The 14,597-nt window shown below is 72.1% G+C and carries 14 protein-coding genes; 3 read left to right on the forward strand and 11 right to left on the reverse strand.

Features of this window, described 5'->3' with window-relative positions:
- The first annotated feature begins 691 nt into the window (after positions 1-691).
- Positions 692-1,702 carry a tryptophan--tRNA ligase gene (gene trpS / locus ACFW48_RS22840; protein WP_386317366.1) on the forward strand — a complete coding sequence of 337 codons (1,011 nt, stop codon included), beginning with the start codon at positions 692-694 and terminating at the stop codon, positions 1,700-1,702.
- On the opposite strand, the gene ACFW48_RS22845 is transcribed toward trpS, so the two are convergent.
- Complete coding sequence (locus ACFW48_RS22845; RefSeq protein ID WP_386317368.1) at positions 1,657-2,640, reverse strand: GlxA family transcriptional regulator; 984 nt, start codon at positions 2,638-2,640, stop codon at positions 1,657-1,659. The genes trpS and ACFW48_RS22845 overlap by 46 nt on opposite strands.
- 75 nt (positions 2,641-2,715) lie before the next feature.
- On the opposite strand from ACFW48_RS22845, the gene ACFW48_RS22850 reads away from it, so the two are divergent.
- Positions 2,716-3,300 (forward strand): cysteine hydrolase family protein, encoded by a 585-nt coding sequence (locus ACFW48_RS22850; RefSeq protein WP_386317370.1) that lies wholly within the window; start codon positions 2,716-2,718, stop codon positions 3,298-3,300.
- A 72-nt stretch (positions 3,301-3,372) separates the two neighbouring features.
- Here ACFW48_RS22850 and proC read toward each other — a convergent pair whose 3' ends face one another.
- The 7 genes from proC to ACFW48_RS22885 all read right to left on the reverse strand — a co-directional run bounded on the left by proC (position 3,373) and on the right by ACFW48_RS22885 (position 8,714).
- Positions 3,373-4,185 (reverse strand): pyrroline-5-carboxylate reductase, encoded by an 813-nt coding sequence (gene proC, locus ACFW48_RS22855; protein ID WP_386317372.1) that lies wholly within the window; start codon positions 4,183-4,185, stop codon positions 3,373-3,375.
- Between the two features lie 133 nt (positions 4,186-4,318).
- A complete protein-coding gene (locus ACFW48_RS22860; RefSeq protein WP_386317374.1) occupies positions 4,319-5,116 on the reverse strand; it encodes an ABC transporter permease in 798 nt (265 codons plus the stop codon).
- Positions 5,113-5,925 carry an ABC transporter ATP-binding protein gene (locus ACFW48_RS22865; RefSeq protein WP_386317376.1) on the reverse strand — a complete coding sequence of 271 codons (813 nt, stop codon included), beginning with the start codon at positions 5,923-5,925 and terminating at the stop codon, positions 5,113-5,115. Before ACFW48_RS22865 ends, ACFW48_RS22860 begins: the two co-directional genes overlap by 4 nt.
- A 32-nt stretch (positions 5,926-5,957) precedes the next feature.
- Positions 5,958-6,800, reverse strand: a complete 843-nt coding sequence (locus tag ACFW48_RS22870) for a class I SAM-dependent methyltransferase (protein ID WP_386317378.1) — start codon at positions 6,798-6,800, stop codon at positions 5,958-5,960.
- Positions 6,801-6,978: 178 nt separating this feature from the next.
- Positions 6,979-7,482: an EamA/RhaT family transporter gene (locus ACFW48_RS22875; RefSeq protein ID WP_386317380.1), complete on the reverse strand. Its 504-nt coding sequence runs from the start codon at positions 7,480-7,482 to the stop codon at positions 6,979-6,981.
- Between the two features lie 80 nt (positions 7,483-7,562).
- Positions 7,563-8,222 (reverse strand): DUF4232 domain-containing protein, encoded by a 660-nt coding sequence (locus tag ACFW48_RS22880; RefSeq protein ID WP_386317382.1) that lies wholly within the window; start codon positions 8,220-8,222, stop codon positions 7,563-7,565.
- Positions 8,223-8,372: 150 nt separating this feature from the next.
- A complete protein-coding gene (locus tag ACFW48_RS22885) occupies positions 8,373-8,714 on the reverse strand; it encodes an SH3 domain-containing protein (RefSeq protein WP_386317384.1) in 342 nt (113 codons plus the stop codon).
- Positions 8,715-8,915: 201 nt separating this feature from the next.
- On the opposite strand from ACFW48_RS22885, the gene ACFW48_RS22890 reads away from it, so the two are divergent.
- The gene (locus ACFW48_RS22890) at positions 8,916-11,051 is read left to right on the forward strand and encodes a serine/threonine-protein kinase (protein WP_386317386.1); all 2,136 of its coding nucleotides are present in this window, start codon (positions 8,916-8,918) and stop codon (positions 11,049-11,051) included.
- 24 nt (positions 11,052-11,075) lie between these two features.
- Here the strand turns inward: ACFW48_RS22890 and ilvD are convergent, their stop codons facing one another.
- The 3 genes from ilvD to ACFW48_RS22905 all read right to left on the reverse strand — a co-directional run bounded on the left by ilvD (position 11,076) and on the right by ACFW48_RS22905 (position 14,549).
- The gene (gene ilvD / locus ACFW48_RS22895; protein ID WP_386317387.1) at positions 11,076-12,929 is read right to left on the reverse strand and encodes a dihydroxy-acid dehydratase; all 1,854 of its coding nucleotides are present in this window, start codon (positions 12,927-12,929) and stop codon (positions 11,076-11,078) included.
- Positions 12,930-13,083: 154 nt separating this feature from the next.
- A complete protein-coding gene (locus ACFW48_RS22900) occupies positions 13,084-13,695 on the reverse strand; it encodes a TetR family transcriptional regulator (protein ID WP_310871949.1) in 612 nt (203 codons plus the stop codon).
- Positions 13,692-14,549 (reverse strand): sugar phosphate isomerase/epimerase family protein, encoded by an 858-nt coding sequence (locus ACFW48_RS22905; RefSeq protein ID WP_386317389.1) that lies wholly within the window; start codon positions 14,547-14,549, stop codon positions 13,692-13,694. The genes ACFW48_RS22900 and ACFW48_RS22905 overlap by 4 nt, the downstream gene beginning before the upstream one ends.
- Between the last annotated feature and the right edge of the window lie 48 nt (positions 14,550-14,597).

Below are 14,597 nucleotides of genomic sequence, written 5' to 3' on the forward strand. Positions count from 1 at the left end.
TTTTGGCACGCTGTTGAGTTCTCAAGGAACGGACGCTTCCTTTGTACTCACCCGAGAGACTCTCTCAGGCTTTCCTCCGGGCGCTTCCCTTCGGTCTTGCGTTTCCGACTCTATCAGATCTTTCCGATCCGATTTCCTCGGTGCTTTCCAGGTTCCCGCTTTCGCGTTTCCCTTTCCGGCGGCTCCGACTCTATCAGATCCTTTCGGGCTCTGATTCCCCGTCAGAGAGGGTTGTCTTCGCGGCTGTTGGGCCGTTCCGACGGAGTGAGACTTTAGCGGATTCCCGGCTCCCGAGCTAATCGGGGGCCGCGTCCTGGTGGACGTGGATTCCTCATTCCGTAAATACGCGCACCGACAATACGACGACGCCGACAGCGCGACTGCTCGTCGAGGAGTGGTTGGTACTTGCGGAATCGCTGTCCGGGGACCGACCGGAGTCGGCGCTCACGTCGGACAACTCGGAGAACACTACGAGCGCGGGTCGAGCGTGTCAAATGCCGGGCCGGACGGCCTCCGCACGCGTACGGTGGGGGCGTGATGACGCGTACGTGTACCGGGCTCTGGTGGGCCGCCTGACGGCGGCCGTGCTCACGTATGCACTCAACGGCCGCCGCTTCGGCGGCCGTTCTCGTATCTCCCTCCAGGAGGGGCGGCCGGCGGGTGGCGGCGGCCCTGACCAGGAGGTGGAGAGATGACACGGGTCTTCAGTGGGGTCAAGCCGACCGGGCATCTGACGCTGGGGAACTATCTGGGAGCCATGCGGCAGTGGGCCGCCGAGGACCAGCACCGGTCGGACGCCCTGTTCTGCGTGGTCGATCTGCACGCGCTGACCGTGGACCACGATCCGGCGCGGGTGCGCAGACTCAGTAGGCAGGCGGCCTCGTTGCTGCTGGCGGCGGGGTTGGATCCGGAGCTGTGCACCGTGTTCGTGCAGAGTCACGTGGACGAGCACGCCCGGTTGTCGTACGTACTGGAGTGCGTCGCCACCGACGGGGAGATGCGGCGGATGATCCAGTACAAGGAGAAGGCCGCGCGGGAGCGGGAGCGGGGCGGGAGTGTGCGGCTGTCGCTGCTGACGTATCCCGTGCTGATGGCGGCCGACATCCTGGCGTACGGGACGGACGACGTGCCGGTCGGGAACGACCAGACGCAGCACGTGGAGCTGGCGCGGGATCTCGCGGTGCGGTTCAACCAGCGGTACGGGCACACCTTCGTGGTGCCCCGGGCCACCAATCCGGTCGTGGCGGCTCGGGTGATGAACCTGCAGGAGCCGACGTCGAAGATGGGGAAGAGCGACGACGTCGGGCCGGGGATCGTCTATCTGCTGGATGAGCCGGACGTGGTGCGGAAGAAGGTCATGCGGGCCGTGACCGACAGCGGACGCGAGGTCGTGTACGACCGGGAGGCGCGGCCGGGGCTCGCGAACCTGCTGGAGGTTCTCGCCGCCTGCACGGGCGGGGAGCCGGCGGAGCTGGCGGGTGGGTACGACTCGTACGGCGCGTTGAAGAAGGACACCGCGGAGGCCGTCGTCGAAGTGCTGCGGCCCGTGCAGCAGCGGCACAAGGAGCTGTGCGCGGACCTCGGGTATGTGGAGGGTGTGCTCCGGGAGGGCGCGGAGAAGGCCCGGGCCATGGCTCGGCCGACCGTGGACGCCGCTTACCGGGCGATCGGGTTGCTGCCTCCCGTGAACGCGGCCCGGTAGGCGCGGGGGCTGGTGGCGAGGCGCGATGCGAAGTGCTGGCGCATCGTGACCTCGCTGCCGAAGCCGGACCGGCGGGCGACCTCGGGCATGGGCAGGTCGGTGCGTTCGAGGAGCTTCTGGGCCGCGGCGATGCGCTGGTCCAGGAGCCAGCGGAGTGGGGTCGTACCGGTGGCCGCGGTGAAGTGGCGGGCGAAGGAGCGGGGGGACATGCCGGCGCGGGCGGCCAGGCCGGCGATCGTCAGCGGCTCGTGAAGGTGGCGCAGGGCGTGTTCGCGGACGGCGGCGAGGGCGTCGGTGTCCCGGGCGGCCCGGGGTGTGGGGTGCTCGATGAACTGGGCCTGGGTGCCGGTGCGGAAGGGGGCCGTGACCATCGAGCGGGCGATGGTGGCGGCGGCTTCGGCGCCGTGGGCCAGGCGGACCAGGTGGAGGCAGAGGTCGATGCCGGCGGCCGTGCCGGCGGCGGTCCAGATGTTGTCGTCCTCGATGAAGAGGGCGTCGGGGACGACGGTGACGCGGCGGTGGTGGGTTCGCAGGAGATCGGTCAGTCGCCAGTGGGTGATGGCTCGGCGGCCGTCGAGCAGGCCGGCCTGGGCGAGGGTGAAGGCGCCGCCGCACAGGGCCGCGACGGTGGTGCCGCGGGCGTGGGCGTGGCGGAGGGCGTCGAGGACCGGGGCGGGGGCCGGGGTGAGGTGGTCGTCGAGGCCGGGGATCAGGACCAGGTCGGCGCCCTCCAGCCAGTCGAGGGTGCGGTCGGGGTGGAGGGCGAGGCCGCCGCGCATGGGGACGGTGGTGGTGCCGTCGGCGGCGACACGGCGCAGGTCGAAGGCGGGGGCGCCGCGGTCGGTGCGGTCGGTGCCCCAGACCTCGGTGATGACGGAGACGTCGAAGGCCCGGATGCCCGGGAAGGCGACGAGGGCGACGCGGTACGGGGCTGCCATGGGTGGCAGTAAAACATCGATCGCTGGCTTCTGTACCTCTGGGGCTCGGTGCTGCCGGGCGGCACGATCGAGGGCATGGACATCGCTGAGAACGCAGCACTGGTGGTCGTGGACGTGCAGAAGGGCTTCGAGGAGGTCGACTTCTGGGGGGCCCGGAACAATCCGGCGGCGGACGACAACATCGCCGCCCTCATCGACGTGTGGCAGTCGACCGGGCGGCCGGTCGTCTACGTACGGCACGACTCGGTCAAGCCCGGGTCGCCGTTGCGGACGGGGTACGAGGGCAACGGGTTCAAGGAGTACGTGGAGGGGCGACGCGGGAAGGGGGGCGGGGCGGAGCTGCTGGTCACGAAGAGCGTGAACTCGGCGTTCCTCGGGACGCCCGACCTGGGAGCGTGGCTGCGGGAGGCGGGGATCTCGCAGATCGTGCTGGCCGGGATCCAGACGAACATGTGCGTCGAGACGACGGCACGGATGGGTGGGAACCTCGGGTACGAGGTCGTCGTCGCGTTCGACGCGACGTACACCTTCGGTCTGGAGGGTCCCTTCGGCTGGCGGCAGAGCGCGGACGAGCTGGCGCGGGCGTCGGCGGTGTCGCTGCACGGCGGCGGGTTCGCGACGGTGGTGGCGACGGAGGATGTGGTGGCAGCGGCGAAGTGAGCCCCGCTCCCGGGACCGCGGGGGTGCGCTCTGTCGGTCCTCGTCCGTCCCGGCCGTCCTTGTCCGGCCTTGTCAGTCCTTGGTGCCGGAGGCGAGTTCGCGGCTGCGGTCTCGGGCGGCCTCCAGGGCGGCGATGAGGGCGGCGCGGACGCCGTGGTTCTCCAGTTCGCGGATGGCGTTGATGGTGGTGCCGGCGGGGGACGTGACGTTCTCGCGGAGCTTGACCGGGTGTTCGCCGCTGTCGCGGAGCATTTTCGCGGCGCCGATCGCGGACTGGACGATCAGGTCGTGGGCCTTGTCGCGGGGCAGGCCGAGGAGGATGCCGGCGTCGGTCATGGCCTCGACCAGGTAGAAGAAGTACGCCGGGCCGGAGCCGGAGAGGGCGGTGCAGGCGTCCTGCTGGGACTCGGGGACGCGGAGGGTCTTGCCGACGGCGCCGAAGATCTCCTCGGTGTGCGTGAGGTGGTCGGCGGTGGCGTGGGTGCCGGCGGAGATGACGGACATGGCCTCGTCGACGAGGGCGGGGGTGTTCGTCATGACGCGGACCACCGGGGTGCCGGGGGCGAGGCGCTCCTCGAAGAAGGCGGTCGGGATGCCCGCGGCGCCGCTGATGACCAGGCGGTCGGCGGGGACGTGCGGGGCGAGTTCGTCGAGGAGGGTGCCCATGTCCTGCGGCTTGACCGTGAGGATCAGGGTGTCGGCGGACTTGGCGGCCTCGGCGTTGGTGACCGGGGTGACTCCGTGGCGGGCGCGGAGCTCGTCGGCCCGTTCCTGGCGGCGGGCGGTGACCATGAGGTCGGCGGGCGCCCAGCCGGCTCCGATCATTCCGCTGAGCAGGGCTTCGCCGATCTTGCCGGTGCCGAGGACTGCGACTTTCTGGGTCATGGCTTTCGGTGCCCTCCGGTGCCCTGTCTCGGGTGCGTCGTCCGTCGTCGCCATCCTCGCATCCTGGGGGTGGGTGGGGTCGGGGCGTCCGGTGGGCGGGATGCCGGTGGGGCGGGTGTGCCGGTGGGCGCGGTTATGCCGTCCGGCGTTTGAGGGTGGCGGCGCCCAGGGCCAGGACCAGGAGTGCGCAGCCCGCGACGATCAGGGCGTCCCGTACGAAGGCGGCGGTCATGTCGGTGTGGCGCAGGACCTCGTTCATGCCGTCGACCGCGTAGGACATGGGCAGGACGTCGGAGACGGCCTCCAGGGCCGGGTGCATCTTGTCGCGCGGGGTGAACAGGCCGCAGAGGAGGAGCTGGGGGAAGATCACGGCCGGCATGAACTGCACCGCCTGGAACTCGGAGGCCGCGAAGGCCGAGACGAAGAGGCCGAGCGCGGTGCCGAGGAGGGCGTCGAGCAGCGCGACCAGGAGGAGGAGCCAGGGGCTGCCCGTCACGTCGAGGCCGAGGAACCAGACCGCCAGGCCGGTCGCGAGGGCCGACTGGACGATGGCGAGGGCTCCGAAGGCGAGGGCGTAGCCGGCGATGAGGTCGCCCTTGCCCAGGGGCATGGCGAGGAGGCGTTCGAGGGTGCCCGAGGTGCGCTCGCGCAGGGTCGCGATGGACGTGACCAGGAACATCGTGATCAGCGGGAAGATCCCGAGGAGCGAGGCGCCGATGTTGTCGAAGGTGCGCGGGCTGCCGTCGAAGACGTAGCGCAGCAGGAACAGCATCACGCAGGGGATCAGCATCAGCAGCGCGATGGTGCGGGGGTCGTGGCTCAGCTGGCGCAGGACGCGGGTCGCGGTGGCTGTGGTGCGGGAGAGGCTCAGGGCGTGGGTGGGGGCCGGGTCCAGGGTCGCGGTGGTGGTGGGGGCCGTGGGAGTGGTCATGTGGTGGTCTCCTTCGTGCGGGCCGTCGCCGCCGCCTCGTCGACCAGGTGCAGGAAGGCCTCCTCGACCGTTTCGGAGCCGGTGCGGGTGCGCAGGGCGTCGGGGGTGTCGTCGGCGAGGACCTCGCCCTCGCGCATCAGGAGGAGGCGGTGGCAGCGCTCGGCCTCGTCCATGACGTGGGAGGAGACGAGGAGGGTGGCGCCGCGCTCGGCGGCGATGGAGTGGAACAGGGCCCACAGGTCGCGGCGCAGGACGGGGTCCAGGCCGACCGTCGGTTCGTCGAGGACGAGCAACTCGGGGGCGCCGAGGAGGGCCACGGCGAGGGAGACGCGGCTGCGCTGGCCGCCGGAGAGGTTGCCGGCCAGGGCGTCGGCGTGGGTGGTGAGGTCGACGTCGGCGATGGCCTGGGTGACGTTCTCGTGGCGGCGGGCGGAGGCCGCGCGGCCGGGGGCGAGGACCTCGGCGAAGTAGTCGAGGTTCTGGCGGACGGTCAGGTCGTCGAAGACGGACGGGGCCTGGGTGACGTAGCCGATGCGGGTGCGGAGGGTGGGGTGGCCGGCGGGGTGGCCGAGGACGTCCAGGGTGCCGGTGACCTTGGCCTGGGTGCCGGCGATCGCTCGCATGAGGGTGGACTTGCCGCAGCCGGAGGGGCCGAGGAGGCCGGTGATCCGGCCGCGCGGGACGGTGAAGTCGAGGGCGCGCAGGACGGTGCGGGGGCCGCGTACGACGGTGAGGTCTTCGGCGCGGACGGCGGGTGGGGCGGGGGCGCCTGCTTGTCCTTCGGGTGGCGGGGAGGAGTAATTCATCATGTGATGAATACTCCTCCCGGGTGGGGGACGCGTCAAGCCGTCGGAGTCGTTGGGGTCGCCGGAATCGCTGGGGTCGTTGCGAGCAGGAGGCGGACGTCGTACGTCTCCTCGACGATTCCCTCCGGGAAGACGGTCAGGAGGTGCCGGCGCTCCTCGGTCAGGAAGGCCGAGCGGCGTTCCTCGGTGTCGGTCAGGAAGACCGAGTGGCTGCCGAGGTTGGCCAGGTGGGTGGCGAGGGGGACGCGGCGGCTCCAGCGGATGTCGCGGTGGGTGAAGTCGAGGCGGCCGGCGGGGTCGGCGACGCGGGCGTCGAGGTTTCGCTGCTCGGCGGATATGTCCAGCCCGAAGTGCCGGTCGGCGCGCTCGGCGGCCGCCGCGATCCACGGCACATCGAGAGCGCTGGTGTTCCACCACAGCGCGAGCGCACCGCCCGGACGCAGCACGCGCAGCGCCTCCGGGACGGCCCGGTCAGGGTCGGTCCAGTGCCAGGCCTGGGCGTAGGTGAGGAGGTCGGCGCAGTGGTCGGCGAGGGGGAGGGTGTTGCCGTTGCCCCGGACCACCGGCACGCCGGGGAGCGTGCGCCGGAACTCGGCGGCCATGCCGGCGCCGGGCTCGACGGCGATCACATCGGCGCCGCGTGCGTGCAGGCGGGCGGTGGCGATGCCCGTACCGGCGCCGATGTCCACGACGCGGGTGCCGGCCAGGGGGCGGCCGACCAGCTCCTCGATCGTGTCGAAGAGGGCGGGCGGGTAGGAGGGGCGGTTGGCGGCGTACTGGGCCGCGGCGGCGTTGAAGGAGTGGGCGCGGGCGGTGTGGGTGGCCTGCGCGGAAGTGGCTGGAGCGGCTGTGTCGTCCGGGGTCGGCGGTGTCGTCATACGGCCATGGTGGCCGGGTGGGGCGGCGGGGCGTAGGGGGTTTCCTGGAGCGCCGCGGAAGGGAGCGGCCGGGCTCCCGTCCTGCTCCGGGGCTCCCGTCGTGCTCCGGGGCTGCCGTCCTGCTTCGGGGCTCTCGCTCCGGACTCTTGCTTCCGGGCTCTTGCTTCCGGGCTCTCCGCTACTTCCGGCGGCGCTTCTTCGTCGGGTTGCCCGAGCGGCGGGTGGTGCGCTTCTCGTACTCCTCGCGCGCCTTCTCGTACTCCGCGCGGTGCAGTTTCTCGCCCGGGGCCTCGGTGAAGGTGCGGAGGAAGTAGGCGAGGAGGGAGCCGACGAAGCCGATGGCGAGCAGGCCGCGCATGGATGCCTGACGGTCGGGGTCGGGACGGCCGGTGAAGCCGGACCAGGTGTGGCGGAAGGCCAGGGCGCTGCAGATCGCGAACATCACGATCATCAGCAGCGAGACGAAGCCGCCGATGTCGGCGATCTGGAGGCCCTGGTAGGCGACGCGGAGCACGAAGCAGGCGGCGACCGCCGCGGCGAGGGAGCCGACGGCGAGGCCCACCCGGCGGGCGGTGTAGCCGTTGTCGTGGTGCACCCAGGTCGTGCCGTAGAACCGGAGGGGCTCGGGGCGGGGGCCCGCGGGGACGTCCGGGATGCCGTTCTTACCGTTCTCTGCGCTCACGGGTCGATTATGGCGCCGGTGCGGCGCGGGCCCCGGGCGGGCCCGGCACACCGGACGGAACTCGTGGGGCGTGGGGTGCGTCAGCCGCCCTGGCCGGCGCTGCCGAGCGGGCCGACCTGCACCGGGGTGCCGGAGCCGTCCGTGACGGGCAGCGTGGCGCCGCCCGGCCAGTCGAGGGTGACCGACTTCGTCTCGTCCGGCGGGGTCACCACCAGGCCCGTGACGCGGACGCCGGAACCGCCCGAGTCGTTGATCGGGTAGCTGATGCCGAAGGTCACCGTGTCCCCGTCCGCGAGGACGACCGAGGGGGCCGGCTCACCCGTGCGCTCGGCGGACAGGGTGCCGGAGTTCGTCTTCAGGTCGACGCCCGCGTAGCCCGCGAGCGAGCAGTCCCGGCCGCCGCCGTTCTTCAGGTCCACCGCGACGGTGCCCCTGTCGTCGCCGCCGATCGTGGCGTCGGTCGCCGTGATCTCCAGCTCGTCGGTGCGGCACTCGGCGGCTTTGCCGGCCTCGTCGGTTCCGTCGGTGCCGCCGGTGCCGTCGGGGGTCTTCCCTTCGGAGTCGGTGCCGCCCTGCTGGTCCGAGCCGGTCGAACCCGAGCCGCCGGTCGAGGAGGACGCGGTCGAGGCGGTCGGCGGGGCGGCGCTCCGGTCCGTGCCGTCGTCGTCGTTCTGGCAGGCCGTGAGCGAGAGACCGGCGGCGAGGGCCATGGCGGCGATGGTCAGCTTGCGAACGCGCATCGTTGTCTACCTCAGAGTCGGTTGGCGTGCCGGCCCGCCCGTACCCAACGGTGCGAGCGGGCGTTTCCGACCACCAAGAGCCGCTCGGCCCGGCACGCCGTTCCTCTCGGCAGCCTCCTGATACGCCTTCAGGACAGCCCTGTTACAACGTCAGCAGCGAGGGGCCACGTACCCGTCGCTGCCGGTGCGGATGTACGCGTCGGAGACGTACTGGCCGCCGCCGATGTTGTCCCAGATGTTCGAGGTGCCGTACGGGCCCGAGACCCGGGTGCCCGGTGTCTGGCAGTTGATCTGGACCCTGGCGCCCTCGGGCAGGGCCCGGACGACGGAGTAGTTGGTGCCGGGGCCGCTGCGGACGTTCAGCCGGTAGCCCGGTGCGACCGGGTAGGAGCGCACGGCCGTGGCCGCCGCCGTGGTGACGGCCGCCGACGGCGCGTCCGCGGTCGTCCCCTCGTCCCCGCCCTCGACGTCCGTGATCTGGTCGACAGACATGAAAAACCTCCCCCGTCCGACCCCACGAGTGTCGTGGGTGGCCTTGATTCCCGTGGAACAAGCTGGAACACGCTGAAACAAGCCACGAAACACCAGTTCGTCACTCGCACACGGAGGCTAGCAAGCCGCCTCGGTCCCGTACGCCCCATCGACTAGGCTCCGAACGTCGCGCGCGCGAACGAACAGCACGGGGGTGGTTCCATGGCGTCGCAGCGGAACGCCGGAGCGGGCGCGGAAGCGGAACTTCCGGAGTACGCCGGTCACTACCGTCTGGAGTCATGTCTCGGCTCGGGTGGCATGGGCGTGGTGCACCTGGCCCGGAGCACCTCCGGGATGCGGGTCGCGGTGAAGGTCGTGCATGCCCGGTACGCCTTGGACCCCGAGTTCAGAGGGCGGTTCCGGCAGGAGGTGGCCGCTGCGCGGCGGGTCAGCGGGGCCTTCACGGCGCCGGTGGTCGACGCCGATCCTGATGGCGGACGGCCCTGGATGGCCACCCTGTACATCCCGGGTCCGACCCTCTCCGAGGAGGTCAAGCGGAACGGGCCCATGGACCCGGACCAGTCGCGTCGGCTGATGGCCGGGCTCGCGGAGGCGCTGCGCGACATCCACCGGGTCGGGGTCGTGCACCGGGACCTGAAGCCGAGCAACGTGCTGCTGGCCGAGGACGGGCCGAAGGTCATCGACTTCGGCATTTCCCGGCCGAAGGACAGTGAGCTGCGGACGGAGACGGGGAAGCTGATCGGCACTCCGCCGTTCATGGCGCCCGAGCAGTTCCGGCGGCCCCGGGAGGTGGGCCCCGCGGCCGACGTCTTCGCGCTCGGGTCGCTCATGGTGCACGCGGCGACCGGACGCGGGCCGTTCGACTCCGACAGCCCGTACGTCGTCGCCTACCAGGTCGTGCACGACGAGCCCGACCTGACCGGCGTACCGGAGACGCTCGCGCCGCTGGTGCTGCGGTGTCTCGCCAAGGAGCCGGACGAGCGGCCCACGCCGGACGAGTTGATGCGGGAGCTGCGGTCGGTGGCGGCGGCGTACGACACGCAGGTGTTCGTACCGGCACAGCGGCCGCAGGGGGGCGACGGGGCCGAGGAGACGGACGACGCGCGGGCGCAGGGCGCGGCCGGGGTCGACGCCGTCGGGAAGCGGCCCGCGCGGCGGCTCGGCGGACGGACGGTGTCGCTGGCCGGGGCGCTCTGCCTGGCCGTGGTCGGCGGGCTGGTCTCGGCCCAGGTGTGGGGCGGCGGCAGCGCCGAGCCGACCCGGAAGGCAAGCGCCGTCCGGAGCGCGCCGGACGGCTTCGGCGCGTGGGAGGCGACGCCCGCCGGAAAGGGCGGTGGCATGCCCCAGTGCTCGTACGCGGCGCGGCGGCTGCTGTGCGGGCGGCCCGGCCTGGTCTTCGCCGTCGATCCGGCCGACGGCGGCATCCTGTGGCGGCACGCCGTCGAGGAGTCCGTGCGGAGCGAACCGCCGGTCGTGTCGGGCGGGCTCGTGCAGCCCGAGGTCGGTCTGCTGGGCCCGCTGGAGGCACTCGACCCCGCCACGGGCGAGCCGGCGTGGCAGGAGGACATGCCCGCGTACGACGGACTGCGGTGCGTCGGCGACATGCTCCTGCTCACCCGCGCCGACGGGATGGTCACCGGCGTGGACAGCACCTCGGGGCGGACCCGGTGGGCGCACCGGATCCCCGGGCAGTCCGTGCCGTACTTCACCTCGTTCGCCGGGGAGCGGCGGCCGGCGGCGTACGCGACGAGCCAGTCCGCGGACGGGAACCGCACCCGGGTCACCGCGGTGGACCCGGCGAGCGGGGACGTGCGGTGGGAGACGGAGCTGGAGGGAACGCTGGCGCTCGTGGGGGCGGCGGACGGGTCCGTGTACCTCGTCCCCGAAGGGGCGACCCACGGCGACGCGAAGGCCGTGGTCCGCTACACGCCCGCCACCGGGGAGACCCGCCGGGCGGACCTGCCGGTGCCGGTCGAGCAGGCGGCGGTCGGCGTGCACAGGGACATCGTCTACCTCATGGGAACGGGCGGCTCGCTGGTGGCCGTCGACATGGCGGCGGGGAAGCAGGAGTGGCGGCTGGAGACGGGCGTGAGCCGGGGTTCGGCACCCGTCTCCGACGGCCGGCACGTGTACGTCACCGCGCCCGACGGGCGGCTCCTCGGCGTCGACGCCCGCGAGGGCAGGCTCCTCGGTCAGACCCGGCCGCGGCTCGGCGCCGACTCCGACCGCGTCCCGGCGTCGCTGCCCCGGCCCGTGCTCGCGGGCGGGCACGTCTACGCCGGGGCGCCCGACGGGACCGTGTTCGGGGTGGCGGGGCGGGACCCCGCCGCCTGGTAGCCCCGTCGGGCGGACGTGGCGGCGTCAGCCCAGCTTGGACACGTCGCGCACCGCGCCCTTGTCCGCGCTGGTCGCCATCGCGGCGTAGGCCTTCAGGGCCGCGGAGACCTTGCGGTCGCGGTTCTTCGGGGCGTACACGCCGCCCAGGGCCTGCTCGCGGCGGGCCAGCTCGGCGTCGTCGACCAGCAGCTCGATGGAGCGGTTCGGGATGTCGATGCGGACGCGGTCGCCGTCCTCGACGAGGGCGATGGTGCCACCGGCCGCCGCCTCGGGCGAGGCGTGGCCGATGGACAGGCCCGAGGTGCCGCCGGAGAAGCGCCCGTCGGTGACCAGGGCGCAGGCCTTGCCCAGGCCGCGGCCCTTCAGGTACGAGGTCGGGTAGAGCATCTCCTGCATGCCGGGGCCGCCCTTGGGGCCCTCGTAGCGGATGACGACGACGTCGCCCTCCTTGACCTGCTGGGTGAGGATCTTCTCGACGGCCTCCTCCTGCGACTCGCAGACGACCGCCGGGCCCTCGAAGGTCCAGATGGACTCGTCGACGCCGGCCGTCTTCACGACGCAGCCGTCGACCGCCAGGTTGCCGCGCAGGACCGCGAGGCCGCCGTCCTTGGAGTAGGCGTGCTCCGCGGAGTGGATGCAGCCGCCCTCGGCGTCCATGTCCAGGGAGTCCCAGCGCTCGGACTGGGAGAAGGCCTCGGCGGAACGGACGCAGCCCGGGGCCGCGTGCCACAGCTCCACCGCCTCCGGGGACGGGGAGCCGCCGCGGACGTCCCAGGTCTTCAGCCAGTCGGCCAGGGACGGGCTGTGGACGGAGTGCACGTCCTCGTCGAGCAGGCCCGCGCGGTGCAGTTCGCCGAGGAGGGCGGGGATGCCGCCGGCGCGGTGCACGTCCTCCATGTAGTACGTACGGTCCTTGGCGACGTTGGGCGCGACCTTGGCCAGGCAGGGGACGCGGCGCGAGAGGGCGTCCATCTCCGTGAGGCCGAAGGGGACCTCCGCCTCCTGGGCGGCGGCCAGCAGGTGCAGGATCGTGTTGGTCGAGCCGCCCATGGCGATGTCGAGGGCCATGGCGTTCCCGAAGGCCGCGGCGGTGGCGATGTTGCGGGGCAGGACCGTGTCGTCGTCCTGCTCGTAGTAGCGGCGGGTCAGGTCCAGCACCGTGTGGGCGGCGTTCTCGTAGAGCGCCTTGCGGGCGGTGTGGGTGGCCAGGACCGAGCCGTTGCCGGGGAGGGAGAGGCCGATGGCCTCGGTCAGGCAGTTCATCGAGTTGGCGGTGAACATGCCGGAGCAGGAGCCGCAGGTGGGACAGGCGTTCTCCTCGATCCGGAGGATGTCCGCGTCGGAGATCTTGTCGTTGACCGCCTCCGACATCGCGTCGACCAGGTCCAGGGTGCGGACCGTGCCGTCGACCAGGGTGGCGCGGCCGGACTCCATGGGGCCGCCGGAGACGAAGACCGTCGGGATGTTCAGGCGGAGCGCCGCGTTGAGCATGCCCGGGGTGATCTTGTCGCAGTTGGAGATGCAGATCAGGGCGTCGGCGCAGTGGGCCTCGACCATGTACTCCACGCTGTCCGCGATCAGGTCGCGGGAGGGAAGGCTGTACAGCATGCCGCCGTGGCCCATGGCGATGCCGTCGTCGACGGCGATCGTGTTGAACTCGCGTGGGATGCCGCCGGCGGCGACGACCGCCTCGCTGACGATCCGGCCGACCGGGGCGAGGTGGGTGTGGCCCGGCACGAACTCCGTGAAGCTGTTGGCGACCGCGATGATCGGCTTCCGCCCGATGTCCGCGCCGGGTACACCGGAGGCACGCATAAGGGCGCGGGCGCCCGCCATGTTGCGGCCGTGGGTGACTGTGCGGGACCTCAGTTCGGGCATCGTCGCTCGCTCCTTCGGAGAGTTATGACTGCCGTCGAGCGTACGCCGGTCATCCAGGGGCCGGGACAGGGTGTCCGCAATGCGGGATGCGCGTCTCGCCACGACGCGTGCGGGGCGCCTGCGGGACGCTTGGCGGGACGCCCGGGAGGTCGTCTCAGGGACCGGTGAGGTGGCCCTGTACGACCGGTGCCAGGCGGGCGATGATCCGCTCCGGGTCCGCCGAGGCCAGCGGCTCCGCCTTGATCACGTAACGCAGCACCGCGCACCCCACCAGCTGCGCGGCCGCCAGCTCGGCGCGCAGCTCCGCGTCCGGCAGGTCGAGCCGGGCCGCGATGCGGCGCAGCAGCTGGGCGGCGATCAGGCGGCGGAAGACGGCGGCGGCGGTCTCGTTGTTCAGGGCGGAGCGGACGATGGCCAGCAGTGGAGTACGGGTGGCCGGGTTCTCCCAGAGGCCGAAGAAGAAGCGGGTGAGCCGCTCTCCGACGCCGTCGAGGGGGCCGTCGCCGATCGCCTCGGGGGCTCCGAGGACCGGTGCGAAGGCGACCTCGATGGCCGCTTCGAAGACCTGCTCCTTGGTGCCGAAGTAGTGGTGCACCAGTGCCGGGTCCACGCCCGCCGTCTTGGCGATGCCGCGTACGGACGTCTTCTCGTAGCCACGCTCGGAGAACTCCTCGCGGGCCGCGGTGAGGATGCGGTCGCGGGTGCCGGCGGACTCCGTGCGCGGTGGGCGGCCGCGGCGGCGGGTCCCCCCGCCCGCGTCGCTCACCGCCGGCGCGCCTTCGTCGCCGAGCCCGCCGAGCCCGGTGCGTCCGCCGACGCCAGGTGCAGGCGGGTGAAGGCCAGTGCCTCGGCGAGATCGGCCTCACGTTCGGCGCTGGACATCGCGCGACGGGTGTTGACCTCGATGACGACGTGACCGTCGAAGCCGTTGTGCGCGAGGCGCTCCAGTACCTCGGCGCAGGGCTGGTTGCCGCGGCCGGGGACGAGGTGCTCGTCCTTGGCGGAGCCCTTGCCGTCGGCGAGGTGGACGTGGCCGAGGCGGTCGCCCATGCGGTCGATCATGTCGAGGCTGTCGGTGCGGGACGTGGCGGCGTGGCTGAGATCGATCGTGAAGTGACGGTAGTCCTCCTTCGTCACGTCCCAGTCGGGGGCGTACGCCTGCATCTCGCGGTCGCGGTAGCGCCAGGGATACATGTTCTCGACGGCGAACCGGACGTCGGTCTCGTCCGCCATCCGCCAGATTCCGCTCACGAAGTCACGGGCGTACTGCCGCTGCCAGCGGAACGGGGGGTGGACCACCACGGCGCTCGCGCCGAGTTTCTCGGCGGCGGCGCGGGCGCGCTGGAGCTTGACCCAGGGGTCGGTGGACCAGACGCGCTGGGTGATGAGCAGACAGGGCGCGTGCACGGCCAGGATCGGCATGCGGTGGTAGTCGCTGAGTCTGCGCAGCGCGTCGATGTCCTGGCTGACGGGGTCCGTCCACACCATGACCTCGACTCCGTCGTAACCGAGGCGTGCGGCGATCTCGAAGGCCGTCGCGGTCGACTCCGGGTAGACGGAAGCCGTCGACAGGGCGACCTTCGCATCCGGGATGCGGACTACGTCCCTTGGTTTTGCCACGGGGGTCAGGTTACGGGGTGGCGCTGGGTGGGTGCCGGGTGCCCTTTC

Origin of the sequence: Streptomyces sp. NPDC058812 (genome assembly GCF_042744565.1) — a bacterium.
GTDB classification, from domain to species: domain Bacteria; phylum Actinomycetota; class Actinomycetes; order Streptomycetales; family Streptomycetaceae; genus Streptomyces; species Streptomyces thinghirensis.